The sequence below is a fragment of the Hansschlegelia sp. genome (assembly GCF_035538955.1).
In the GTDB taxonomy this organism is placed as follows: domain Bacteria; phylum Pseudomonadota; class Alphaproteobacteria; order Rhizobiales; family Methylopilaceae; genus Methylopila.
In genome coordinates this window covers 45,413-70,713 of record NZ_DATLJK010000009.1, presented here as the reverse complement: position 1 = coordinate 70,713, position 25,301 = coordinate 45,413, and the positions used below count along the sequence as shown (strand labels likewise).

General features: G+C 68.4%; 23 protein-coding genes. 5 read left to right on the top strand and 18 right to left on the bottom strand.

All coding sequences use genetic code 11. The features are described 5' to 3' along the window. The first annotated feature begins 268 nt into the window (after positions 1-268). On the top strand, positions 269-1,171 hold the full coding sequence (locus VM780_RS04875; RefSeq protein WP_325445706.1) for an amidohydrolase family protein: 903 nt from the start codon (positions 269-271) through the stop codon (positions 1,169-1,171). A 1,035-nt stretch (positions 1,172-2,206) separates the two neighbouring features. Here the strand turns inward: VM780_RS04875 and VM780_RS04870 are convergent. The 18 genes from VM780_RS04870 to VM780_RS04785 form a co-directional block, all read right to left on the bottom strand. Continuing rightward, positions 2,207-3,460, bottom strand: a complete 1,254-nt coding sequence (locus tag VM780_RS04870; protein WP_325445704.1) for an MFS transporter — start codon at positions 3,458-3,460, stop codon at positions 2,207-2,209. A gap of 442 nt (positions 3,461-3,902) precedes the next feature. After that, a complete protein-coding gene (locus tag VM780_RS04865) occupies positions 3,903-5,717 on the bottom strand; it encodes a SulP family inorganic anion transporter (RefSeq protein WP_325445702.1) in 1,815 nt (604 codons plus the stop codon). A 296-nt stretch (positions 5,718-6,013) separates the two neighbouring features. Then, on the bottom strand, positions 6,014-7,024 hold the full coding sequence (locus VM780_RS04860) for an Ldh family oxidoreductase (RefSeq protein ID WP_325445700.1): 1,011 nt from the start codon (positions 7,022-7,024) through the stop codon (positions 6,014-6,016). A gap of 2 nt (positions 7,025-7,026) precedes the next feature. Next, on the bottom strand, positions 7,027-7,968 hold the full coding sequence (locus tag VM780_RS04855; RefSeq protein ID WP_325445698.1) for a hydroxyacid dehydrogenase: 942 nt from the start codon (positions 7,966-7,968) through the stop codon (positions 7,027-7,029). A 165-nt stretch (positions 7,969-8,133) separates the two neighbouring features. After that, a complete protein-coding gene (locus VM780_RS04850; RefSeq protein ID WP_325445696.1) occupies positions 8,134-9,402 on the bottom strand; it encodes a UxaA family hydrolase in 1,269 nt (422 codons plus the stop codon). An 11-nt stretch (positions 9,403-9,413) separates the two neighbouring features. Next, positions 9,414-9,725: a UxaA family hydrolase gene (locus tag VM780_RS04845; RefSeq protein ID WP_325445693.1), complete on the bottom strand. Its 312-nt coding sequence runs from the start codon at positions 9,723-9,725 to the stop codon at positions 9,414-9,416. A 264-nt stretch (positions 9,726-9,989) separates the two neighbouring features. Continuing rightward, the gene (locus VM780_RS04840; protein ID WP_325445691.1) at positions 9,990-11,720 is read right to left on the bottom strand and encodes an L-aspartate oxidase; all 1,731 of its coding nucleotides are present in this window, start codon (positions 11,718-11,720) and stop codon (positions 9,990-9,992) included. Further along, positions 11,717-12,328, bottom strand: coding sequence for a fumarate hydratase C-terminal domain-containing protein (locus tag VM780_RS04835; protein ID WP_325445689.1), 612 nt, complete (start codon positions 12,326-12,328; stop codon positions 11,717-11,719). Before VM780_RS04835 ends, VM780_RS04840 begins: the two co-directional genes overlap by 4 nt. Positions 12,329-12,335: 7 nt before the next feature. Then, positions 12,336-13,208 carry a fumarate hydratase gene (locus tag VM780_RS04830; RefSeq protein ID WP_325445687.1) on the bottom strand — a complete coding sequence of 291 codons (873 nt, stop codon included), beginning with the start codon at positions 13,206-13,208 and terminating at the stop codon, positions 12,336-12,338. Between the two features lie 10 nt (positions 13,209-13,218). Further along, positions 13,219-13,959, bottom strand: coding sequence for a sulfite exporter TauE/SafE family protein (locus VM780_RS04825; protein WP_325445685.1), 741 nt, complete (start codon positions 13,957-13,959; stop codon positions 13,219-13,221). Then, positions 13,956-14,315 (bottom strand): succinate dehydrogenase, cytochrome b556 subunit, encoded by a 360-nt coding sequence (gene sdhC, locus VM780_RS04820; RefSeq protein ID WP_325445683.1) that lies wholly within the window; start codon positions 14,313-14,315, stop codon positions 13,956-13,958. Before sdhC ends, VM780_RS04825 begins: the two co-directional genes overlap by 4 nt. Continuing rightward, complete coding sequence (locus VM780_RS04815) at positions 14,312-14,641, bottom strand: succinate dehydrogenase (protein WP_325445681.1); 330 nt, start codon at positions 14,639-14,641, stop codon at positions 14,312-14,314. The genes sdhC and VM780_RS04815 overlap by 4 nt, the downstream gene beginning before the upstream one ends. Beyond that, a complete protein-coding gene (locus VM780_RS04810; RefSeq protein WP_325445679.1) occupies positions 14,638-15,390 on the bottom strand; it encodes a succinate dehydrogenase/fumarate reductase iron-sulfur subunit in 753 nt (250 codons plus the stop codon). Before VM780_RS04810 ends, VM780_RS04815 begins: the two co-directional genes overlap by 4 nt. Positions 15,391-15,407: 17 nt before the next feature. Beyond that, positions 15,408-16,415, bottom strand: a complete 1,008-nt coding sequence (locus tag VM780_RS04805; RefSeq protein WP_325445677.1) for an ABC transporter substrate-binding protein — start codon at positions 16,413-16,415, stop codon at positions 15,408-15,410. A gap of 125 nt (positions 16,416-16,540) precedes the next feature. Next, a complete protein-coding gene (locus tag VM780_RS04800) occupies positions 16,541-17,437 on the bottom strand; it encodes an ABC transporter permease (protein WP_325445675.1) in 897 nt (298 codons plus the stop codon). Continuing rightward, complete coding sequence (locus VM780_RS04795) at positions 17,430-18,209, bottom strand: ABC transporter ATP-binding protein (RefSeq protein WP_325445673.1); 780 nt, start codon at positions 18,207-18,209, stop codon at positions 17,430-17,432. The genes VM780_RS04800 and VM780_RS04795 overlap by 8 nt, the downstream gene beginning before the upstream one ends. 317 nt (positions 18,210-18,526) lie before the next feature. Continuing rightward, positions 18,527-19,276 (bottom strand): GntR family transcriptional regulator, encoded by a 750-nt coding sequence (locus tag VM780_RS04790; protein ID WP_325445671.1) that lies wholly within the window; start codon positions 19,274-19,276, stop codon positions 18,527-18,529. A 163-nt stretch (positions 19,277-19,439) separates the two neighbouring features. Beyond that, positions 19,440-20,411: an aldo/keto reductase gene (locus VM780_RS04785; RefSeq protein ID WP_325445669.1), complete on the bottom strand. Its 972-nt coding sequence runs from the start codon at positions 20,409-20,411 to the stop codon at positions 19,440-19,442. Positions 20,412-20,703: 292 nt separating this feature from the next. Here VM780_RS04785 and VM780_RS04780 point away from each other — a divergent pair, with 292 nt between their 5' ends. The 4 genes from VM780_RS04780 (at position 20,704) to VM780_RS04765 (ending at position 25,299) form a co-directional block, all read left to right on the top strand. Beyond that, positions 20,704-21,210 carry a (2Fe-2S)-binding protein gene (locus VM780_RS04780; RefSeq protein WP_325445667.1) on the top strand — a complete coding sequence of 169 codons (507 nt, stop codon included), beginning with the start codon at positions 20,704-20,706 and terminating at the stop codon, positions 21,208-21,210. Continuing rightward, a complete protein-coding gene (locus VM780_RS04775; RefSeq protein ID WP_325445665.1) occupies positions 21,207-23,414 on the top strand; it encodes a xanthine dehydrogenase family protein molybdopterin-binding subunit in 2,208 nt (735 codons plus the stop codon). Before VM780_RS04780 ends, VM780_RS04775 begins: the two co-directional genes overlap by 4 nt. Further along, a complete protein-coding gene (locus VM780_RS04770) occupies positions 23,414-24,724 on the top strand; it encodes a cytochrome c (protein ID WP_325445663.1) in 1,311 nt (436 codons plus the stop codon). Before VM780_RS04775 ends, VM780_RS04770 begins: the two co-directional genes overlap by 1 nt. A 167-nt stretch (positions 24,725-24,891) precedes the next feature. Further along, entirely contained in the window at positions 24,892-25,299 is a 408-nt protein-coding gene (locus VM780_RS04765) for an Hsp20/alpha crystallin family protein (RefSeq protein WP_325445661.1), read from the top strand. Positions 25,300-25,301 lie beyond the last annotated feature (2 nt).

Sequence of the window (25,301 nt, the reverse complement as noted above, 5' to 3'; positions counted from 1 at the left end):
TTCGTTTGCGTCTATCAATCCATTGACCAGGATATTTCCTTTCATCTGTCGCACAGGCCCGGTCGATCATCGGCGGGAATAACCGCCTTCTATGAAACGATGCAGAAAATCGAATGGCCTTGAGGCTTTGCGCGCGCGGATAGTGGCGAAGCGAAACCGGCTGGGCGTTCCCGAACATGGTCGTTCCGACGGTCGCCGGATGATCGGCGGCTACGCGCCGGCGCCGTCGCGCAACAACAACCAGAAACGTCCCTCAGGAGCGAAACATATGTCCGAGGCCTATCCGACGAACACGCCCGTCGTCGACATGCGAAGCCGGCCGGCGTTCCTTCACGCCTTCTTCGGCGCGCAGCCGGATACGCCGCAGTTCGAAGTGGTCAAGTGGCTCAACAAGCGCGTCGGCGGCCGCGACATCGAACACTTCACCCGCGCCAAGGACGCGGACGGCGTCGTCAGCGAAATGGACGACGCCGGCATCAGCGTCGCCGTAATGGTCGCCCGCAGCGTGCCGGGCGTCCGCGTCTCGAATGACGACCTCGCCGCGGTCGCCGCCGCGAACCGCAAGCGTCTCGTCCCGATCGCCTCCGTCGACCCGATCGAGCTCGGCCGTGAAGCCGCCGTCGAAGAGGCGACCCGCGCCATCAAGAAGCTCGGCATGAAGGGGCTCAATCTCGACGCCGGCTTCTACGCCACCCCGCTGCGCGCCGACGACTACCGGCTGATGCCGCTCTATGAAGTCTGCGAGCAGCTCGGCGTCCCGGCCTTCGTGATGTCCGGCCCGACCACGCCTGACCTGCGCCTCAACGACCCTTATGCGGTCGACAATGTCGCCAAGACCTTCCCCAAGCTGCCGATCGTGTGCTGCCACGGCTTCTACCCGAACGTGCGGGAGATCGTGACGGTCGCGTTCCGCAACGAGAACGTCTTCGTGTCGCCCGACATGTACACCTTCTGCCCGGGCGGCAATCTCTACGTCGAGGCCGCCAACCACTTCATGGCCGACCAGTTCCTGTTCGGCAGCTCCTACCCGTTCCGCCCGATGAAGCAGGGCGTCGAAGACTTCCGGAACCTCGGCCTGTCGCCCGAGGCCTGGGAGAAGGCGACCTGGAAGAACGCCGACCGCCTGCTCGGCCTCGGCCTCGCCGGCAAGGCGAACAAGAAGGCGGCCTGACCTCCGCATCCTTCTTCAGTTGAAGGCCGGCGTGATCCCTCGCGCCGGCCTTTTTTTTTTGCGCCGCTCTCCGGTCGGCCGGTCCGTGGCCTCAGCCTGGCCGGGCGCCCGGCCAGGCCCCGCCCCTCGCCATCCCCTCCCTCGTCATGCCCGCCTTCGCGGGCATCCACGACTTGCTTTCCGCTGCACGTCACACGACCAAGTCGTGGATACCCGCGAAGGCGCGGGCATGACGGGAGACGTTCAAGCGCCGCGCTGCAGGCGTGCGCCATCCGCCGGGTCCCACGGCGGCATCTCATCCATCCGGTTCAAACAGCGACAGCGGAAGGCGCGGAGCGCCGGACCACCGTGGTTTTACGCGTAATTTGGCCGGTCGCCCGGCGCTCCACGCGCGGCGGCTTGGCGACGACTGCGGAAGCCGCGCTCCGGCCGCGGGCGGCCCGTAGCCTCGTGAGAGGCCGGTCCCTTTGCGGATTTTGGACCTCGCCGCCTCCAGGGAGGCGCCTCGGGCCCAAAACCCATCCCGCGCCTTAAGGCGCTCGATGGCGCGGCCCCGTCCTAGTGCGGGGCGGGCGGCCTATGATCCTCGGAGGCCAGCCGAAGCTTTCCGCCAAGGCCCGCAGCCGACGTCCCGGGACCGCGAGCTCCGGTGCTCGCAGGCGCAGGCGCCGCTCCTCCCCCGCATGGCCGGCCGGTCCGGACACGCCTTCCTATCGGGAAAGGACAGTTGGAGCAGAGCACGAGGGAGGCGAGAAGTCAAGGAATAAAAGCCTAGCCCTTCTCTTCTCCCTCCTCACGCGCAGCGTGGGGAGGGTGGCCCTTTCGGAGCGAGGGGTCGGGTGGGGTCCTTGGGCGTAGAGCTCTGTCCTGAACACCCCACCCGGCCGGGCTTCGCCCGTTCACCCTCCCCTCTTGGAGGGAGGGAAAGACCGCCCTCCGTCCGAGCGAGGAGCCAACAAAAAACGCCCGGCGGGAACCGCCGGGCGTTTTGGCAAGGGGGGATAAACGGCGGCCCGGAGGCCGCCGCCGGGCAGGTCAGCGGCGGTGCCGCAGCTTCTTCTGCAGGGTCTCGGGGCCGAAGATGTAGGCCACCAGGGCGCAGACCAGGACGACGCAGGAATACTTCATCGCGTCGGCCATTCCGCCGGGCGCCACGCCCGCGATCCACGCCACCGCGACGGGAACGAAGATCGACGGGAAGCGGCCGAGCGCCACCGACCAGCCGAAGCCGGAGCCGCGCACCTCGGTGGGGAACAGCTCGGCCACATAGACCATGCCGATCGCCCAGGAGCCGCCGATGCCCGCGAAGGCCAGACAGCCGAACAGGATGAAAAGCGGCACGGAAGCAGTGGAGAACATCATCCACAGCGAGGCGGTCAGCAGGATGATCAGGATCGCGCCGGCGGGCTTGCGACCGACGTGGTCCGACAACATGCCGGCGGCGATCGAGGCCACGAACATCGAGACGTTGAACAGGCCGAGTACGATGACGGCGTTGGTGTTCGTCAGATGGTGCACGGTGACCATCAGCTGCACCACGAACACGGTCTCGGCGTAGTAGATGCAGGCGAGCGAGACGTAGATCAGCGAGCCCCACAGCAGATTGCGCCGAAGCTGCGGGCTGGCGCACAGCGCCGGCCAGAAGGCGATTCGCTCCTCCTTGGTGCGCTCGCGGCGCGCGAGCATGGCGGTGTAGGCAGGGCTCTCCTCGAGCTGCATCCGGACGAACAGGATGATGACCGCCGGCAGCGCCGCCAGGAAGTACATCGCGCGCCAGCCGAACGCGTCGAACACCAGCGCGGACACGATCGCGGCGTAGACGACGCCGAGCGAATAGCCGGCGAACATCAGCCCCGCCCCGAGGCCGCGCCGCTTGGTGTCCCATGCCTCGACGACATAGGGCACGCCGACGGTGAGCTCGCCGCCGCCGCCGACGCCGGTGAAGAACCGGCCGATCGCGAACTGGATCGGCGAGGTGGCGAAGCCGGTCAGCGCGGTCACGCTGCCATAGGCGAAGATCGACACGCCGAGCGTCTTCTTCCGGCCGAAGCGATCGCCGAGCATGCCGAACACGCAGCTGCCGAGCATGTAGCCCGCAATGAAGATCGAGCCGATCAACCCCATGGTCTGGAGGCTCGTCCCGAACTCCAGCGAGATCATCGCGAGAGTCATGCCGTAAATGTTGATCGCATAGGCGTCGAACAGATAGCCGAGAGTCGCCGCGAGCGTGATGGTGTTGCGCGCCGCCGGCGTGATGACCGGATCCTCATCCGGCCGACGATCGACCATGATGTCTTGGACTTCAGGTCGTTCTAACGCAATCGCGCCTGTGTTGATCGACATGCGCTCGCTTCCTCCATTACCTTTTCTTATCCTTCGCCGTGATCATCGGAGGCTTTGTGCGTCAACCAGCGCCATTCTGGCGCTATTTAGATTTTCAGTATTCGGCTGTTCCGATCAGTTTATTCATGTAAATCGCTTGACGCACGCCTCGCTCTCTGAGCAGGCGACACGACATACTTCCCGCGCGCGACCGATAGCGGCTATTTCATTTTCCGAATTGATCAATAGATGAATCCTAACGAGTGCGCGCGGCGTGAGAGCCCGCACTCCACGATCCAATCGTTATTGGCGCGATCTATTCTGGATTAGCTTAGACTTAGGCGCCGCTCATGGGCGGCCCGCCGACGGCGCGATGAGACGCGGCCGGATCTCTCGGCGCGGCGAAAACTCAGCCGGCGGCGGGCGCCGCAGCCTCGACCGCTTCGTCTTCGCGGTAGCTTCCGGCGCCCTTGGCGTCGAAGAACGAGGTCGGCGAGCCCGCGCCGCACTCCCTGAAAATCCGCGCCTGGCAGGCGGCGCAGATCTTCGGGTCGACCTTGCGGAAGATCGCCCCGATCGCGTCGGCCTTCGAGTGAAAAATGTGGTCTTCGCCGAGCCGCTTCAGGAAGCCGGTCTTGCGCCAGACGTCCAGAACCGCCTGACGCGGCCTGTGGAAGTAGAGGTCGCCGCCGACCAGCCTGCGCCGCTTCAGCTCGTTCTCCCAGAGCTCGGCGCCGGCGAGGTCGATGAAGTTCATGCTGCGCGACATCACCAGCAGGTGCTTTTGCGTCGGCGACCTGGTCCGCAGGTCATGCAGACGATCCCCGACATATTGCGCGGCCCCGAAATAGGCTGCGCCTTCGATGCGCAGAAGTTTGAGCTGCGGGCATTCGGCCGCCCCGGCGAGATGCGAGAGCGGCGTGAACCGCCCGATCTCGGTGTCGCGGTCCGGCGCCAGCGCAAGGATCTTCGGGTGCGACGTCCGGTGCAGATAGGCGACGAGCGAGAACGCGACGCCGATTAGGATCGCGACGTGGAACGGCAGGAACAGCATGGCCACGAAGGTGGTTGAGGCGACCGCGAACTCGATCCGGCTGAGCTTCGCGATCTCCGCGAAGCGGCCGAGATCGAGCAGGCTCCAGGCCGTGTAGAGCAGCAGCGCAGCGATCGCGGCGGTCGGAATGTCGCGCAGGATCGGCGCGGCGATCGCCACCATGATGATCAGGAAGCCGGAGGCCATCATCGCCGCAAGCGGCGTCCGCGCGCCCGATTCCAGGTTCGGCATCGAGCGGTTGAGCGAGCCGCAGGAGAGATAGGAGGAGAAGAAGCCGCCCGCGATGTTGGACAGCCCCTGGCCGATGAACTCGCGGTTGACGTTGATCCGCTGGCCGGAGCGCGCGGCGACCGCCTTGGCGATCGACACCGACTGGCCAAGCGCGATGATCGCCAGCGCGCCGGCGATCGGCACCAGATGCGGCAGGCTGTCGAGCGGCGGCAGCGGCACACTGAAGGGCGGGATCGGGGTCGGGATCGCGCCGATGACCTCGACCGCCTCCGGTCCGCCCCAGAAGGTCAGCGCCTCCGAGACGATCCAGCCCGCCGCAAGGCCGAACAGCATGAAGGGCAGACGCCGCGACACCGCGCGGGCCCCGAGCGTCACGGCGAGCGTCGCGAGCGCGACCGCGGCCGCCGCCGGATTGATCCCGCGCCACTCGGTGAAGACCGAGGCCGCCGCTGCGAACGGCCCCCGTCCGCTATGCGCCGGCAGGCCGGCGGCGTCGGGCAGCGCGTAGCAGGCGATCAGCATCGCCGCGCCGCTCATGAAGCCGAGCAGGACGGAGGGCGACAGGAAGTCGGTGAGCCCGCCGAGGCGCGAGGCGCCGACCGCGAACTGGATGATCCCGACCATCACGGTGACGGCCAGCACGAGCGTGACGTATTCCGGGCTGCCGACGGCGGCGAGCGGACTGATCGCGGCGAACAGCGCGAGCGAGTTCGCGTTGGTCGGGCCGGAGGCGACGTGCAGGCTCGAGCCGAAGGCGGCGGCCACGATCGTCGGCACCACCGCGCTGTAGAGCCCGTATTGCGGCGGAAGACCCGCGAGCGTCGCGAAGGCGATGCCCTGCGGCAGCACCAGTAGCGCGCCCAAAAGGCCGGCGAGCGCGTCGGCGCGGACTGTGTGGCGGTTGACTTGGCGCCACCAGCCGGAGGTCAGCCGGATCACAGCGCGCCTCGCTCCCGGCCGCGCCCTTCGCTTTGGGCGAGGTCCGGCCAGAGGATGAAGGCGCTGATCGACGGCATAGTCCGTTACTTCCAGGCGTTGCGTCTCGGTCAGGCTGCGCCGGGGCTCGCCGCGCGCTGGACGCGGACATGGGGCGGGGCTCGCCTGTGGGCGGCGGCGCTTGCGAGAGGCGTGACTTCTACCATGAAGGCCGGATCATTCCGAGCCAAACCTCAGCGCGAACAGCACGTTAGTTCCTATGCGGCGATAGAGGCCGCCTTGCGGTCGGGCGAGCTTGTCTATCGATCGGCAGTCATGTTCGCCAGCGTGCGGATCTCCGCCAGCAGCGCGTCGCCGATCTCGAGCCCGGTCGCGGCGGCCGTCTCGCGGTTGGCGAGCCGGCGCGCGCCCGGCAGCCGGGCGCCCTCCTGCTGGTCGATCGCGCGGGCGAGCACGGCGAAGCGCTCGCCGGCGCCGGACGAGAAGGCGACGGGATCAAGCGCCAGGATGAGCTGCCCGGTGCCGGGAGGGCCGCCCTCAGCGTCCAGGAAGGATGAGGCTTCGCCGGCGAACAGCGCGCCAGTGAGCCCTGCCGCGAGCAGCTCGACCATCAGCGCGAGCGCGACGCCCTTGGCGTCGCCGAGCGGCGCCATGGTGCCCTTCAGCGCGGCGGCCGGATCGGTCGTCGGCCGCCCCTCGGCGTCGAGCGCCCAGCCCTCCGGGATGCTCTCGCCGCGCTGCTTCGCAGCCATGATGTTGCCGCGGGCGACGCGCGACAGCGACAGGTCGATAACGATCGGCGCCTCGCCCGACAGCGGGCAGGCGAACGCGATCGGGTTGGTGCCGAGCACGGCGGTGCGGCCGCCCCAGGGGGCCATCGCGGCCGGCGTATTGGCGAACAGCAGGGCGACGAGCCCTGCGTCGGCGAGCGCCTCGACCGGCTGGCCGGCCGCGCCGCAATGATGCGAGCGGCTGATGGAGGCGGCGGCGATCCCCTGCGCGCGCGCCATCGCCGGCAGCGTCTCGACCGCGAGATCGAGCGCCGGATAGGCGAAGCCATGCGCGGCGTCGATCGCCAGCACGCCCGGCCGCGGCCGGCTTGCGGCCGGCGGGGCGTCGCCGATGATCTTCTTCGCTCGGAGCTGGGCGGCGTAGCCCGGAACGCGCGAAAGGCCGTGGCCTTTCAGCCCGTCGGCCTCCGCGCCGACCAGCGCGCGCGCGACGCTCGCGGCGTTGCGGTCGGAAGCGCCGTCCGCGGCCAGCGCGGCGGCGACGAGATCGTGCGCCTCTGCGAGCGAAACCCTCGCCATGATCAGTGCCCCCTCAGATGCTGCGCGACGGCTTCCGCGGTGACGCGGGAGACCCGGACGTTCGACTCCGCAGTGACGCCCGCGATGTGCGGCGTCAGAACGAGGTTGGGGCAGCCGGCGAAGCGCTCGGCCGCAGCGCCCTTCAGCGGCTCCGCGTCGAACACGTCGAGCGCCGCGCCGCCGAGCCTGCCGGACCGAAGGGCCTCGGCGACCGCCGCCTCGTCGACCACGCCGCCGCGCGCGGCGTTGATCAGGATGGCGTCGTCGGGCATCGTCGCGATCGCCTCGCCCCCGATCATCCCGCGCGTCTCGTCGGTCAGCGGCACATGCAAGGAGACCACGTCCGAGGTGCGCAGCAGGCTTTCGAGCGGCCGGGACTCCACCCGTCCCCAGGACGGCCGCCACGCCGGGTCGTCCGCCGCGACGAACGGATCATGGGCGGCGACCGACATGCCGAGCGCGACTGCGCGCCGGGCGGTCTCGCGCGCGATCGAGCCGAAGCCGATGAGGCCGAGCCGCTTGCCGGAAATCTCGCGGCCTGCGGAAAGCGCGTTGCGCGGCCAGGTCCCGGCCGCGAGCTCGTCCGTCGCCCGGTAGGCGCCGCGCAGCAGCAGCATCGCCGTGCCGATGACGTATTCGGCGACCGACACGTCGTTCGCTCCCGTCGCCGGGTAGACGGCGATCCCGCGCGCCTCGCAAGCCGCGACATCGATGTTGTCGAGGCCGACTCCAAGCCGGCCGACGCACCGCAGACGCGCCGCGCCGTCGAGCAGCGCGCCGCGCACCTGCGTCCTGTTGCGCACGATCAGCGCGTCGGCGTCCGCGGCCTCGCCGGCGAGCCGATCAGGGGCGTCCACAAGCGCGGGATCATAGACGACGTCGAAGCCGACGAAGGCGCTGCGGATCGCGGCCTCGTCCATGAACTCCGAGATGACGATCTTCATGGAACCTCGTCGCGGGGGTTCAGGCGCGATCCCAGCGTCGGGCAGAGCGCCATGGAAAAGAAAACGCCGCAGCCGATAAGCGCTTGCGCTCGGCCGCGGCGGGAACTCAGCGCCCGCTTCGCTGGCGGGCGGCCCCTCCCCGCGCTTGCGGAAAGAGGCTCGGGGTTACGCGCTGCGGTAGAGCTTGGTCATCACGAATTCGCGGTGACCGAGCGACTCCGCGGCCGTGAGCCGGCCATTGGCGGTGCGGATGATCATGTCGATCAGCGCGTCGCCCGCCTCGGGGATCGTCATGTCGCGGCGCAGCACGCCGGTGACGTCGACGTCGATGTGCTCGCCCATGGTGCGGACGGTGCGCGGGTTGCCCGAGATCTTGATCACCGGGACGATCGGGTTGCCGATCACGTTGCCCTGGCCGGTCGGGAAGGTGTGCACGACGTAGCCCGCCGCGGCCATCAGGGTCACGCATTCGGCCGCGGCCGAGGAGGTGTCCATGTAGTACAGGCCCGGCCCCTTGGCCGGCGCTTCGGCCGGCTCGAGGGCGTCGATGTACTTACACTCGTGGCCGATCTTCTCGAGGTTGCCGAGCGCCTTCTCCTCGATCGTGGTGAGGCCGCCCTCGATGTTGCCCTTGGTGGGCTGGCTGTCCGAGAGGTCGTCGGTCTTGTGGGCCTCGATGACGTCGTCCTGATAGGCCTTCCACATCTTGTACCACTTCTCGGCGATCTCCGGGCTCGCCGCGCGCTCCTTGCAGAGATGCTCGGCCCCGGTGATCTCCGAGGTCTCGCCGAACACGCCGTAGATGCCGTGCGGGATCAGCTTGTCGTACATGTTGCCGACCGTCGGGCAGGACGACAGGCCCGTCGTGGTGTCGGACTCGCCGCATTTGGTCGAGATCCAGAGCTCGGTGATCGAGCACTCCTCACGCGGCAGCTCGGTCGCCCACTGCAGGAACTTCTTCGCCTGGTAGCTGGCGCGGGCGATGGTCGCGATGTCGCCATGCTGCTCGATGCCGAAGCCGACGACCGGCTTGCCGGTCTTGGCGATGCCTTCGACGACGCGGTTGGTCCACTGCTCCTCGATGCCGATCACGATCACGGCCGCGACGTTCGGGTTGGAGCCGATGCCGATGAGGGTGCGGAAGTGGACCGCGAGGTCTTCGCCGAACTGCAGGCGCCCATAAGCGTGCGGCAGCGCCAGCGTACCCTTGATGTTGTTCGCGACCGCCTCGCAGGCGGCGTTGGACAGATCGTCGAGCGGCAGCAGCACGACATGGTTGCGCACGCCGACGCGGCCGTTCTCGCGGCGCCAGCCCATGAAGGTCGCCTTGGCGGCGTCCGCCGACGCGCGCTTGCTCGGCAGCGCAGGGGTGTAGAATTGATCCGGAGCGCCGCCGACAAACGGGCTCTGGTTGGAGATCATAACGTCAGCCATCTGTCCGTCCCTCACCAGCGCTTCGTTCTCATGTTGTGGGTGTGGACGTGTTCGCCCTTGGCGACGTCCGCGGTGATCTTTCCGACGTCCTGACCGTACTTGATCGCCGTGTCGCCGGCCTTGAGATCCGTCAGCGCGACCTTGTGGCCGATCGGAATGTCGCTCTTCACATGAACGCGGAACGTGCCGTTGTTCTCGGTCACGACGCCAAACGCGTCGGTGTCGGCCTTCAGCCCCTCGATGACCGCGACGGCGACATTGTCCTTCGGACTGTGGGCGAGGACGTGCGGGTTGCGGCCGTCCCCATTGGCTGTGCTCGTCATCGCCTTGAGATCCTCCTGTGATGACTGGCGGCTTGCGGCGCCGCTCCGTTAGCTCTTGTATAAGACATATGATACGTTTTCGGTCAACGGCGTTTGAGGCGGATCGGCGTCAGCCGCCCTCGCGATGCGCGCTCTGGAAAACCGCTCCCTCCAGCTGTCGGCGCTGCGCCCGAACGCCTTGGCGCGAGCCCTGACGTCCACGCATCTCTGGATGTTCTGGGGTGGTCGTCGCCCCCAAGGGCTCCATCGCGTTCGCCTAGACGGTCAGGCCGCCTCGTCGAGCAGCGACTGGCCGGGCCGGACGCGCGTGAAGGCCACCGGCTCGGTCGCGACCTCGAGCGCGCCGGAGCGCTCGCGCACCACCGTGTAGCGCGAGGTCGCGAGCTCGGAGGTCTCCGGAAAATCCTCGCGGAAATGCGCGCCGCGGCTGTCGGTGCGGGCGAGCGCGGCGGCGCAGATCGCCCGGCTGACCGCGACCAGGCTTTCGAGGTTCAGCCGGTCCATCCAGGTCAGGTTGTAGCGGCGGTCACCGTCCGGCGCGCCGGAGCGCTCGACCGCGTCGGCCAGTCCCGCGAGCGCATTCTCCGCCCGCTGCAGGCCGGCGGCGTCACGCAGGATGCCGGCGTCGGCCCACATCGTCTCGTAGAGCGCCTCGCGGATCGCGCCGAGCTCGCCCGAGGGCCGGCCGAGCGGCCCGAAGCAGCGCGCCAGCCCCTGCTCGATGGCGGAGGAATCCGGATCGGCGCGCGAACCTTCGCGGCTCACCGCAGACGCCATCGCCTTGCCGGCCACGCCGCCGAACACGGTGGAGTTCGCGACCCCGTTGCCGCCGAGCCGGTTGGCGCCGTGCACCCCGCCGGTGTCCTCGCCGGCCGCGTAGAGCCGCGGCAGTTCGGTGCGGCAGTCGCCGCCGAACGCTACGCCGCCCATCATGTAATGCGCCGTCGGGATGACCTCGACGAGCCCCGCCGCGAGGTCGAAGCCGCAATCCGCGCAGCGCTCAACCATGCCCTTGAAGTCTTTTCTGACTTTTTCCGGCCCCAGATGGCTCATCTGGATGTAGACGCCGCCATTCTCGGTGGCGTGGCCGTCGCGGATGCGGCGGATGATCGAGCGGCTGACGATGTCGCGCGTCGCGCGTTCGTTGCGCGGGTCGTAGAGATGCATGAAGCGCTCGCGGCCGCCGTCGAGCAGATAGCCGCCGGCGCCGCGCAGCCCCTCCTCCAGCACCGTGCCGGTCATTCGCGTGTCCGTGCCGGCGAGCAGCCCGGTCGGATGGAACTGCACCATCTCCATGTCGCGCAGCGGCAGCCCGGCGCGGAGCGCCATGGCGAGCCCGTCGCACGACTTGTCGCCCGAGGGCGTGTGGTACTTGTACATGGTCGGCCCGCCGCCGGTCGCGAGCAGCGTGGCCTTGGCGCGCACGAACAGCGGCTCGCCGGAGCGCATGTCGAGCATCAGCACGCCGGCGAGGCCGGAGCCGTCCGCGGCCGGGATCAGTTCCAGCGCCCGGTGATCCTCGAGCCGCTTCACGTCGCGGCGCCAGACCTGCTCGGACAGGCGGTTGATGATCTCGATGCCGGTCAGGTCGCCCTTGTGCACCGTGCGGTCGAAGGTTTGTCCCGCGAAGGCCTTCTGGTGGACCGTGCCGTCAGGATTGCGGTCGAAGAAGCAGCCGAGCTCGCTCTCGAGCTCGCGGATGCGGATCTGCGCCTCGTTGACCAGCGTCCAGGCGAGATCCTGGTTGTTGAGCCACTTGCCGCCTTCGATCGTGTCCATGAAGTGGCGCTCGACCGAGTCGCCGGGCGCCAGCGCGACGTTGTAGCCGCCCTGCACCATGCGGGTGCAGCCGCACTTGCCGAGCAGGCCCTTGACCGCGACCGTGACCTCGAGATCGGGCGCGATCTTCTTGGCGTGCAGCGCGGCGAACAGGCCGGCGCCGCCGGAGCCGAGGATCAGGATGTCGGTGTCGACGGTGCGGAGCGCCGGCGTCATTCGCCGGCTCCGATGCTCGCCAGCACCGCGTCGCGGCGGCTGGCGACGTCGTCGCGGACGTTGGCGTAGAGCGAGCCGCCGTGAGAATCCATGCCGACCAGCAGCGGGCCGAAGTCGCGGATCTTGAAGCGCCAGAGGCTCTCGGGGTGAAGATCGTCCATGTCGACGTCCTCGATCTGCTCGATCCAGGTCGTCTCCAGCGCGGCCGCGCCGCCGACGATCGCCAGATAGGCGCCGCCGATGTCGCGGAAAGCGGCGAGCGTCTCCGGCCCCATGCCGCCCTTGCCGATGATCAGCCGCACGCCCTCGCGCTCCATCAGCGCGCGGGTGAAGCGCTCCATCCGCATAGAGGTGGTGGTGCCGATGCAGAACGGCTCGTATCCGACCGGGGCGGCCTCGGACTTCTCCACCCGCCGGACGTTGGGCGCGGTGTGGATGACGGCGTGGCCCTTGAGGTCGAGCCGGGTCTCGCGGCCGCGGTCGAACATGTGGATCAGCGTCGCGTCGCGGATGCCGAACAGCGTCTGGCGCAGCGTGACGGTGTCGCCGACCTTGAGGGCGCGAACTGCGGCCTCGTCGACGGGCATGTCGAGGACATGATGGGTCATCTCTGCCTCAGCTGAACGCGATGCCGCCCGGCGTGATGGTCGCCGTGGCGCGCCGGGCCGAATGGCACTGGATGTTCACCGCGACCGGGTTCTGCGTGATGTGAGTCGCGGCGATCTCGACATGCACGGCGAAGCTGGTGGAGCGGCCGCCGAGCCCCTGCGGGCCGATGCCGAGCTCGTTCACCGCGCGCGACAGCTCCGCCTCGATCTTCGCGCCTTCCGGGTCGGAGCAGACCGACCTCAACGGCCGCGTCGCGGCCATCTTGGCGAGGTGCATGCAGAGGTCCGAGGTGCCGCCGAGCCCGACGCCCACGATGGTCGGCGGGCACACCCGGCCGCCGAGCTCGATCACCCGGTCGATCACGAAGCGCTTGGCGGCGTTGATGCCGTCGGACGGCAGCAGCATCTGCAGGAAGGAGCCGTTCTCCGAGCCCGAGCCCTTCGGGATCATCTCGATCGCGACGGTGTCCTCGCGCTCGTCGAAGTCGACATGGATGATCGGCACCCGCACGCCGCAGGAGGTCTGCTCGTTCTTGCGGGTGATCGGATGCACGACCGAGGAGCGCAGTGAGTTCTCCTTGGTCGAGCGCGCGCAGCCGCGGCGGATCGCTTCCTTCAGCTCGACGCCGTCGAAGTCCACGCCCCGGCCGATCGTGACGTTGTAGATCGGGATGCCGGTGTCCTGGCACAGGATGTTGTTGGTGCGCTCGGCGACCGCGATGTTCTCCACCATGGTGCCGAGCACCGCCTTCGCGGTTTCGCCGGTCTCCGCCCCGACGAGCGCCTTGAAGCCCGCCTTGATGTCGGGCGGCAGAATCTTGAGCGCGCGGACGTAGAGGTCTGAGCAGACCGCCTCGACCTCGTTCATGTCCAGATGCATCGTCGTCCTCCTAGATCAGGAGCGTCACGCCCGAGACGAGCAGCATGCCGGCGAGGAACCGCCGGAAGAGCCGCTCGTCGAGGCGGCTGAAGATGGAAAGGCCCGCCCAGCCGCCGAGCGCGAGCGCCGGCAGCGCGAGCAGGAACAGCCAGACGCCCCGGCTGTCGAAAGCCACCGCGCCAATCAGCGCGATGGTCAGGAAATTCGCGAACAGGATGTAGGGCTGATAGACCGCCCGGGCGGTCGCCTTGGGCCAGCCGCGCAGCTGCGACCAGATCGTCGGCAGCACGCCCGAATAGCCGCCAATGCCGCCCAGCACGCCGCCCGCGAAGCCGACCGCGACGTCCGCCTTCCGGCCGCCGCCGGTGACGCGCGGCAGGTTCGGGGCGATCAGCGCATAGGCGCCGTAGATCGCGAGGCCGACGCCGATCGCGATCCTGAGCTTGGGCACGTCGACGCTGGACAGCACCGCGACGCCGATCGGAACGCCGATCACCGCGCCGGCGATGAACGGCGCCAGGCGGCCGCGATCGACCTCTTTGCGGAACGGCCAGATGGTGACGAACTGGAGCAGCGTGCCGCAGGTCACGGTGAGCGCCGTGGTCTGCGCCGGCTCGAGCGCGTGCAGCCAGATCGACGAGGCGGCGAGTGCGAAGGCGAAGCCGGCGCCGCCCGACGCGACGGCGCCCACGAAGGCGCCGGCCCACAGATAGGTGAGCGTCGAAAGCGGGAAGCCGGCGAGCGCGGTCATGCGCCGCTCATCAGGAACATGAGGCCGACCGCAAGGCCGGCTGCGCAGGCGAGGGAAACGGTAACGGCGGTGCGCTCGCGAACGGCGGCGAATTCGATCGCCAGCACCCTGAGGCCGAGCGCCATGTGCAGCGCGAGCGCGCTGACGAGCCCCCATTCGGCGAAGCGCGCCACGGGGTTGTGGGTGAGCGCCAGGAAGCTCTCCAGCCGGTCCGCGCCGCCGAGCGCCGTGCCGAGCGCGATGAAATGCATCGGCAGGAAGATCGCGAGCGCGACGCCCGACAGGCGGTGCAGCATCGCGGCGACGAAGCCGGGCTTGCGGCGCGAGGCCCGGAGCGCGCCGGTCGCGGCCGTCATGCCGAATAGACCGCGAAGGCGGCCCTGAGGCCCATCACGGCGATCACCGCCGCGACGCCGAGCATCGCGAGATCGAGCGAGCGGCCGCGCCAGGCGGTCCACTCGCGCAAAACGCTGCGCAGGCCGATCGGCGCGTGGATCGCCGCCGCGGCGACGAAGACCACGTAGAACGCCAGGAAGGCGACATTGCCGGTGGTGCGAGCCAAGATGTCGCCGGCGTTAAGCCCGCCGCGCACCGCATAGACGATCGTGACGAGATGGACCGCAACCGCGAAGGCGAGGACCACCGCGGTCAGCCGCTGCGCGAGGTAGAGCCCGGCGCTCATGGCTTGCGCTTCCAGACGCGGCGCATCGTGGCGCGCTTGAGGCCGGCGATGGCGTAGGTCGGCGCAAGCGCCTTCGGGCAGAACTCGGTGCAACTCATATGGCTGTGGCAGGAGTGGCAGCCGGCGTCGCCGCTGACCGCGTCGAGCCTCGCGTCCTGGCCGCGGTCGCGGACGTCGTTGACGAGGGTCCAGGCGCGGTTGAGCGCCGCCGGGCCGAGATATTCGGGATTCCAGCTGACGACGTCGCAGGCCGAATAGCAGACGCCGCAATTGATGCATTCGACGCCGGCGTCGGCCTGCGCGCGTTCGGGGCTGTCGGGGCGAACCACTGCGAAGTCGTTCGCCGGCGCCTCCCCGGGCTCGAAGAAGCCCTTGGCGTCGCGCCACTTCTCGAAAAAGCTCTCCATGTCGACCGCGAGATCCTTCACGACCGGCATGTTGCGCAGCGGCTCGAGCGTGAGCGCGCCGTCCTCCTCGGCGCGGGCGACGCGGGTGCGGCAGGTCCAGCGCGGGCGGCCGTTCACCACCATCGCGCAGGACCCGCACATGCCGACGCGGCAGGCGTAGCGATAGGCGAGCGTGGCGTCCTGCTCCCGCTGGATCTCCGTCACGACGTCCAGAACCGTCTGGTTCGCCCGACGGGCCACCTGGAAGGTCTGGAAGCCGCCCTGCTCCGCGCCTCGCCACACCCGGACGGTCAATTCGCCGCCGTCCGAGTCGCTCCGCGCCGCCGTCGCCACCGCGTTCATCGCTGCGTCCGCGCTCCTCAGCTGCCCTGGGCGTTCTGGATGTTCGGGAAGAACAGTTCCTTCCAGTCATCCGTCTTGGTCGAGACCAGACCGGCGCGGTTCATGTAGTCGAGATAGGCCAGCATCTTCTTCGGCGTCGTGGTCCACTCGTTCTGCGGATTGGAGATGATCGCCACCGCGTCCTCGACCGGCATCTTGACGTTCTCGGCCTTGATCCAGAGCTCCGCGGCCGCCTTCGGATCCTTCTTGATCCGCTGCATCGCGTCCTCGAGCGCGGCCACGAAGGCCTTCACGATCTTCGGGTTCGCCTCGACGAAGCGCGAGCTCGCCCACACCAGGTTGAAGGTATGCGGGCCGCCCAGCACGTCGTAGCTGTCGAGCACCTTGTGCGCCTTCGGGTCCTTGAGCTCGAGCTCCTGGAACGGCGACGAGCCGAAATGGGAGTTGATCTCGGACTGGCCGCCCATCATGGCGATCTGGGCGTCCGGGTGGCCCATCGAGACGGTCAGCGGGTCGAGCTTGTTCTGCTGGCCCTCGCCGAAGGTCTTTTCGGCCGCCATCTGCAGGGTGACGGCCTGGATCGAGGTCTTGACGGTCGGCAGCGCGATCTTGTCCTTCGGAGTGAAGTCCTTGATCGTCTTGACGTTCGGATTGGTGGTGACGAGGTAGAGCGGCATCGCGTTGAGCGCCGCGACGCCCTTGACCTTCAGATTGTTGCGCGTCTTGCCCCAGATCGTGAGCGCCGGGCCGACGCCGCCGGCCGCGAAGTCCAGATTGCCGGACAGCAGCGCCTCGTTCATGCCGGAGCCGCCGGTGAAGCGGAGCCACTCGGTGGTGATGTCGAGCCCCTCGTCCTTAGCATGCTGCTCGAGGAGCTTTTCCTCCTGCATCACGGTCAGCGGCAGGTACGAAATGCCGAACTGCTTGGCGAGCCTGACGGTGCTGGCCTCGGCCGACGCCGCGGTCGACCAGCCAAAAGCAAGCGCTGCGGCGAGGCAGAGGCCCCGCGTCAATCCGATGGCCATGCGTTTTCTCCCCGCCGCCTGTGGCGGCTTTATCGTTTTTTGTAGACCCGCCGACGCTATCCGGCGGCCTGACGATGTCAATGTCTTAGGTCATATATAAGACATTTGACGGGCGACGGCGCCGCTCAGTTCTGCATGCCCCAGCGCTGGATGGTGCGGCGCTCGACGGTCTGGAAGATCAGGTTCTCGACCACTAGGCCGATCAGGATCACGGTGAGCAGGCCGGCGAACACGTTGGGAATGTCCAGCATGTTCTTGTTCTCGAAGATGAACCAGCCGAGGCCGCCGGAACCGGAGCTGACGCCGAACACCAGCTCGGCCGCGATCAGCGTGCGCCAGGCGAACGCCCAGCCGATCTTCAGCCCGGTCAGGATGCTCGGGAATGCCGCCGGGATCAGGATCTGCCAGATGAAGCGCGGTCCGCCGAGGCCATAGTTCTTGCCGACCATCTTGAGCGTCTTGCTGACCGAGCAGAAGCCCGAATGGGTGTTGAGCGCGATCGCCCAGGTCACCGAATGGACCAGGACGAAGACCAGGCTGCCATTGCCGAGGCCGAACCAGATCAGGGCGAGCGGCAGCAGCGCGATCGCCGGCAGCGGGTTGAACATCGAGGTCATGGTCTCGAGGAAATCCGTGCCGATCCGCGACGCGATGGCGAGCGCGGTCAGCACCGCGGCGAGCAGCACGCCAAGGCTGTAGCCGATCAGCAGCACCTTGATGGACGCCCAGGCCCGCGCCGGCAGCACGCCGTCCGCGACGTTCTGCGCGAAGGCCGAGATCGTGGCGGTGAAGGTCGGGAACAGCAGATCGTTGTTCAGGTAGCGGGCGTAGAGCTCCCAGACCACCGCCAGTATGACCAGGATCGTGGCCTTCCTGAGCCAACCGGAATTGTAGCAGATCTCGAACGGCGAGAGCGGCTTCTCGACGACCGTGATGGCCTCTCCCGAGGAGTCCTCGCGCACCAGTTCGGGGCGCGCGGCCGGATAACCGGTCATGGCGGAGGCGGCGGCGGACTCACGCATGGACCGGCTCCATCGTTTCGCCGACCTCGTCTGAGAACAGCATGTTGTGGATGCGCTGCTCGAGCAGGCGCGCCTCCTGCGGATCGTCGACGCTGTTGAGCTCGGCCTTCACGCGGCCCGGATGCGGCGACAGCAGCAGGATGCGGTTGCCGATCTTGATGGCTTCTGGGATCGAGTGCGTGACGAACAGCACCGTGAAGCGCGTCTCCTCCCAGAGCATCAGCAGCTCGTCCTGCATCTTGCGGCGCGTCAGCGCGTCCAGCGCGGCGAACGGCTCGTCCATCAGCAGGATGTCGGGCTCCATCGCCATCCCGCGCGCGATCGCTACGCGCTGCTTCATGCCGCCGGAGAGCATGTGCGGATAACTGTCAGCGAAGGCTCCCAGATTGACCTTCTCGATGTAGTGCATGGCCTTGTCGTCGGCGGCCTTGCCGGTCAGGCGGCCCGAGGCCTCGAGCGCGAACACCACGTTCTGCCGCACCGTTTTCCACGGCAGCAGCTGGTCGAACTCCTGGAACACCATCATGCGGTCCGGGCCCGGGCGGGTGACGACTTTGCCCTTTAGCCGGATCTGGCCCTCGGTCGGCGTCATGTAGCCGCCGACCGCCTTCTGCAGCGTCGACTTCCCGCAGCCCGATGGCCCGAGCAGGATGAACCGGTCGCCGGTGAAGACTTCGAAATCGACCCGATAGGTCGCGGTGATCAGATGCTGCGGCGTCTTGTACTGAAGCGTTACGCCGGCGACCTCCAGAAGAGGGCCCTCTGAAGCCATGCGTCCCTCCCAAGGACAGAGCGGATGTCTTGATTTTCTTGTGTCTTGGGAGCAGCGGCGCGGACGGAGCCGGCGCATTGCGCCGTGCTCCGCCGCGCGGACAGGTGAGCCTTTGCGTTTGCCACGCGGTTCGTCACGCTTCCATCCCGCTGCTCGTCGGCGCCGGTTCGCGCCGACGGCGAGGCGGCCTCTTGGCGGGCCGTCCTCTCGTCCGGTCGGGGACGCTAGACGCCCTCTCCCGTGAAGTAAAGTGATAACATATCTTTTATAAGACTGCCTCGCGAACACGATCCCGCCAGCGGTCCCGGCGGCCCGCGTCAGCGCAGTTCCGAGAGGTAGTGAAGCTTATCGGTGAGGCAGACGCTGACGCGCCACTCGACCGGTTGCCGCTCCAGCGACAGCGCAAGCCGGTCGATCTTGAGCGCGGGCGCGCCGGCCTCCGTGGAAAGCGCCTTAGCGTCGGTCTCGCAGACCGACACCGCCTTGAGCTGCTCGCGGGTGCTGGCGACCGTGACGCCGAAGCGCATCGCGTAGAGGCCATAGAGGTTGTTCGGCAGCTCCATGGCCGCGAGGCCGGGGAACATCGGCTCAGGCAGCGCGATATTCTCGACGATCACGGGCGCGCCGTCGATCGAGCGCAGCCGGCGGATGCGGATCACCCGCGTGTCCTTGGCGAGCTTCAGCGTGGCGCGCTCGGCGGCGTTCGCCTTGGCGACCGAGAGCCCGAGCACGCGGCTTTGCGGAAATGTCCGCCGGCCGTCGTCGCCGACCAGCTTGAAGAACTGGAACATGATGCGTTCTTCGTCGTGGCGGGCGACGAAGGTGCCGCGCCCTTGCCGGCGCACGACGAGGTTCTCGGCCGCCATGGCGTCGAGCGCCTTGCGAACCGTGCCCTGGCTGACGCCGAGCTCGGCGGCGAGCTGGATCTCGCTCGGCAGCGGCTCGCCCGGCGCCCAGACGCCGTCAACCAGCCGCCTGATCAGCCGGTCGCGGACCTGCCGGTAGAGCGGCCGGAAGCCGAGCGACTCCGCGCCGGCGACCTCGGCGAGTTCCTTGCTCTCATTCATCGCGCTTGTTCATCGCGCTTGCGCCAGACATGCGGCAGGACCAGCCATCCTAGAGTGAGTCGCACGGCGCCACGCAACCGAGCGGGCAAGGGAAACTGCCCTACTATCTTATATCATATAGCAGACCTATTGAGGCGCGGCAGTCAAGCTTGCAGGCCGAGGCTCAGGCGAACCCGGCCACTGAGTGCGGCTCGTACGGCGCCTCCAGCGCGGCGATCTCCTCCGCCGTCAGGTTCAGCGACAGCGCCGCCACCGCGTCCGTCAGATGGCCCGGCTTCGAGGCGCCGATGATCGGCGCGGTGACCTCCGGCTTCTGCGCCACCCAGGCGAGCGCGACCTGGGCGCGCGACACGCCGCGAGCCGCGGCGATCCTGGCGACCGCCTCGGCGACTTGGCGGTCGCTCGCGACATAGAGGGTCCTGCCGAACTCGTCGGCGTCCTGGCGCGCGCTGCTCTCGTCCCAGTCCCGCGTGAGCCGCCCGCGGGCGAGCGGGCTCCACGGGATCACGCCGACGCCCTGGTCGGCGCAGAGCGGCAGCATCTCGCGCTCCTCTTCGCGATAGATCAGGTTGAGGTGGTTCTGCATGCTGACGAACTCGGCCCAGCCGGCGAGCCGCGAAACGTAGAGCGCCTTGGCGAACTGCCACGCATACATCGACGAGGCGCCGATGTAGCGGACCTTCCCGGAACGAACGACGTCGTTCAGCGCCTCCAGCGTCTCCTCGATCGGCGTGGCGTAGTCCCAGCGATGGATCTGGTAGAGGTCGACATAGTCCGTGCCGAGCCGCTTCAGACTGGCGTCGAGCTCCGCGAAGATCGCCTTGCGGGACAGGCCGCGGCCGTTCGGCCCCGGCCGCATCGGCATGAACACCTTGGTGGCGAGCACGATCTCTTCGCGCCGCGCAAATTCGCGGACGGCGCGGCCGACGATCTCTTCCGACGAGCCCAGCGAATAGAAGTTCGCAGTGTCGAGGAAATTGATCCCGAGCTCGAGCGCCTGCCGGATCAGCGGCCGGCTCGCCTCCTCGTCGAGCGTCCAGGCGTGGTTGCCGCGTCCCGGCTCGCCATAGGTCATGCAGCCGAGGCAAACCCGCGAGACTTCAAGGCCGGTCGAGCCGAGTTTGACGTAGTCCATGGGGCGCCTCGTGGTTGCGGTTTGATGCTGCCGAGCGAAAGAGCCCGGCCTTTTGAACCCGTTTGTCGCCGGATGGAACAGCGCGGGCGGATCAGGTCTTCAACTGAAAAGCCGACGCTATGGGTCCTTGGGCGACGACCGGTCGCGGGCTCGGCTCAGCGCCTGTTTTGAATATCTGCAGCTTCGCGCTTGCAGTAGCGGCCGTCGCGCCACCTCGGCTCGCGCCCTAGTTTACGATTGGCGACGTCCCGGCGCGGGCGTCGCTCCAGGTTCCGAGGGGAGGCTCGCCTACATGCTCACGCTCAACGTCAATGGCGAAGATCGCTCGGTCGACGTCCCCGAGGACATGCCGCTTCTGTGGGTGCTGCGCGACGTGATCGGTCTGACCGGCACGAAGTTCGGCTGCGGCATCGCCCAATGCGGCGCCTGCACGGTGCATGTCGACGGCCGCGCGGTGCGCTCCTGCGTGCTGCCGGTCGGGCAGCTCGGCGAGGCGAAGATCACCACCGTCGAGGCGATCGGCGCGACGCCCGAAGGCAAGAAGATCCAGGACGCCTGGCTGGCCGTCGAGGTCGTGCAGTGCGGCTACTGCCAGACCGGGCAGATCATGAGCGCGACTGCGCTGCTGCAGCACAAGCCGCAACCGACGGACTCGGACATCGACGCCGCGATGTCCGGCAACATCTGCCGCTGCGGCACCTATGTGCGCATCCGCCAGGCGATCCATCAGGCGGCCACCGGCCAGCCGGTCGGCCAGCAGACGATCGCCTACAACCTCCAGAAGGGGCCGGCGCAATGACCCTCCCGATCTCCGCCCTGCCCCAGCCGAGCCGCCGCGCCCTCCTGCAGACCGGCGGCGGCTTCGCGCTTGCCTTCTTCCTCGGCGCCGGCTCCGCCAAGGCCACCATCGCGGCGCGCCCGCAGCCCGGCGACGCGGAGCTCGCGGCCAAGGACGGCGCCACCTTCGCGCCGAACTCGCTGATCCGCATCAACCCCGAGGGGCCGGTGCGGCTCGTCATGCCGAATGTGGAGATGGGCCAGGGCGTCTACACCACCGAGGCGATGTTGCTGGCAGAAGAGCTCGACGTCGGCCTCGACCAGGTCGTCGTGGAACATGCGCCGGCCATCGACCTGCTCTACGGCACGCCGCTGCTGAAGTCGCAGACCACCGGCGGCTCGACCAGCGTGCGGTCCAACTGGATGATCCTGCGCGAGGCCGGCGCCGTCGCGCGCGCCATGCTGATCTCCGCGGCCGCCGAACAGTGGGGCGTCCCGGCCGGCGAGTGCACCACCGAGGCCGGCGTCGTGAAGCATGCGGCCAGCGGCAAGTCCGCGACCTATGGCGAACTCGCCGAGGCGGCGGCCAAACAGCAGGCCCCGGAGAAGGTCGGGCTCAAGGACCCGAAGGACTTCAAGCTGGTGGGCAAGCCGATGCGCCGCATCGACAGCCCCTCCAAGATCGACGGCTCCGCGATCTTTGGCATCGACGTGCGGGTGCCGGACATGCAGATCGCTTACGTGGTGACCTGCCCGACCGCCGGCGGCATGCTGAAGTCGGTCAAGGACGACGCGGCCCGCAAGGTCCCGGGCGTCAAGGACATCATCCGGCTGCCGCATGGCGTCGCGGTGACCGGGCCGCATTACTGGGCCGCCAAGAAAGGGGCCGAGGCGCTAGAGATCGAGTGGGACCACGGCCCCAACGCGAACTTCTCGACCGCCGGCCTGTTCAAGGCGCTCGACGAGGCCTCCCGCACCGGCAAGGCCCTGGTCGCCCGCAGCGACGGCCCGCTCGACCGGCAGGGCAAGACGATCGAGGCCGTCTACGAGCATCCGATCCTGGCTCATGCGCCGATGGAGCCGCTCAACGCAGTCGTTCATGTCCGGCCCGACGCCTGCGAGATCTGGGTCGGCAATCAGGTGCCGACGCGCGCCGCCGGCGCGGCCGCCAAGCTGACCGGGCTGCCGGAGGACAAGGTCATCCTGCACAACCATTATCTCGGCGGCGGCTTCGGCCGGCGGCTCGAGGCCGATTACATCGAGCTCGCGGTCAACATCGCCAAGCAGGTCCCCTACCCGGTCAAGATGGTCTGGTCGCGGGAGCACGACATCCGCCACGACATCCCGCGCACGGCCTATCTCGACCGCGTTTCGGCGGTTGTGGACGACGAAGGCTACCCGGTGATCTGGAAGGACCGGACCTGCGGCGCCTCCGTCCCCAAGCGCTGGGCCCCGCAGATGCTGCGCAAGGACGGCTTCGACGCCGACCTGACGGAGTGCTCGGACGAGCTGTCCTACGACATCCCGGCCTTCCATGTGGAATGGGTGCCGCACGACATGCCGGAGGCGATTCCGATCGGCTGGTGGCGCGGCGTCGGACCGACCCACAACATCTTCAAGACCGAAGGCTTCATCGACGAGCTCGCGCACGCAGCGGGCAAGGATCCGGTCGAGTTCCGGCGCAAGATGCTGGCCAAGAACCCGCGGCCGCTCTCGGTGCTGAACAAGGCCGCCGAGGCGATCGGCTGGGGCGAGAAGCTGCCGCCGCGCGTCGGGCGCGGGGTCGCCTTCGCGTCGCCCTTCGGCAGCCATATCTGCGCGATCGCCGAGGTCGAGGTCTCGCCGGGCGGCCACATCCGCATCCGCCGCGGCGTCGCGGCGGTCGATTGCGGGCCGGTGATGAACCCGAACACGGTGGAGGCTCAGATCCAGGGCGGCCTGGTCTTCGGCTGGACCATGGCGCTCTACAACGAGATCATCTTCGAGAACGGCGCGGTGAAGCAGAGCAACTTCCACGACTACCGGATGATGCGCATCAACGAGACGCCGCCGATCGAGGTTCATATCGTCAAGAATGAAGGGCCGATCGGGGGCATGGGCGAGGTCGGCACCGCGATCGCCGCCCCGGCGATCGCCAACGCGGTCTTCGCCGCGACCGGGGTGCGCCTGCGCAAGCTGCCGCTCGACCCGAAACTGCTGGCCGACCCCAAAGCGGGAGCGGCTTGATGGCCTTCCTGAAGAGCCTGCTGAAGATCGCGGTCGCGCTCGCGGTCATCTGCGTCGTCGGACTGGCCGGCCTCGCCGCCTATCGGTGGATGCGCAACGACAAGGATGTCTCGGCCGCGGACGTCACCGCCACCCCGGAGCTCGTGGCGCGCGGCGAATATCTCACGCGCGCGGCGGACTGCGTCGCCTGCCACCAGGTTCCGGGCGGCAAGCCCTATGCGGGCGGCACGCCGTTCAAGCTGCCCTTCGGCGTGATCTATTCGACCAACATCACCCCCGATAAGGAGACCGGCATCGGAACCTGGAGCGACGACGACTTCGTGCGCGCGCTCCACCACGGCGTCCGCAAAGACGGCAGCAATCTCTATCCGGCTTTCCCGTACACCTCCTACACGAAGATGAGCCGCGACGACGCGGTGGCCATCAAGGCCTATCTGTTCAGCCTCGAGCCGGTCCGCGCGCCGGAGAAGAAGAACGAGCTGTCCTTCCCGTTCAACCAGCGCTGGGGCATGGCCTTCTGGAACATGGCGTTCCTCGACGCCCGCCGCTTCCGCGACGATCCGGCCCGTAAGCCGGAGCAGAACCGCGGCGATTACGTCGCCAACGCGCTCGGCCATTGCGGCGAGTGCCACACGCCGCGCAACTTCGCCTTCGCGCTCGACGACAGCAAAGAGTTCGCCGGGGCCGACATCCAGGGCTGGCGCGCCTACAACATCACCTCGGACAAGACCTTCGGGGTCGGCGCCTGGACGGACCAGCAGCTCTCCGACTACTTCGCCACCGGCCATGCCGAGGGGCGCGCCGCCGCGTCGGGCCCGATGGCTGAGGCGGTCGAATACAGCACCCGGCATCTGAACGAGGCCGACCGAGGGGCGCTCGTCAGCTATCTGAGGCTCGTGAAGGCCCAGCCCGGCCCCGCCGGAACCGAAATCGCGCCTGATCCCGACTCGCTCAAGCAGTCGACCGCCTGGGCGCCCCCGGCCGACGCAGCCAAGGGCGACCTCGGCCGCAGGATCTTCGAGGGCGCCTGCGCGAGCTGCCATCAGTACAACGGCAAGGGCCAGCAGACCCCTTACGCGAGCCTCGCCGGGCTGCGTTCGGTCAACGATCCGGAGGGCGTCAACCTGACGATGGCTCTGCTTCAGGGGTCCGACCTGAAGGACATCAACGCCGCCGCCTGGATGCCGAACTTCGCCGCTTACAGCAATGAGGAGCTCGCGGCGGTCGCGAACTATGTGATCGGCCACTTCAGCGGCAAGCAGGGGAAGGTCACGCCCGAGAAGGTGGCGGAGCGCCGCAAGCAGCAGTGACGCGGCGCGGGCGGCCAGGCCGCCCGCGTTTGTCACAGGTCATGGACCTGCCCCGGCCGGCCCCTATGCGGGGCCGGTCCTCGGCTTGACGGCGTGCAGGTCGGGGCGCTCATTCGACACGGCGTCCGGCGCGACCGGGCCCGCAGACACGACGAAAGAGGCTCCCAATGCCGAACAGGGACCCGGCGAACTGGATGCTGGCGGAAGCGGTCGAGACGCTGGCGCGCGCCGAGCGGATGCGCCGGCAGATCTTTCAGCTGCGGCCGGGCGGCGCGGCGCCAGAGCCGTGCTGGGAGCCGCCGGTCGACGTGATCGAGACCGAGCATGAGGTTCTGGTCATCGTCGGGCTGCCCGGCGTCGACCCCGATCAGGTCGAGGCCGCGATCGACGACGGCGCGCTGATCGTCGCCGGCCGCCGCGTGCTGCCGCCGGAGCTGCGCAACGCCACGATCCACAGGCTGGAGCTGCCGCAGGGCCGGTTCGAACGCCGCATCCCGCTTCCGCCGGGCCGCTATGTGGTCCGCCGCATCGCGCGCAATGGCTGCCTCGTGTTCAGCCTCTCCAAGGCCGGCTAGGG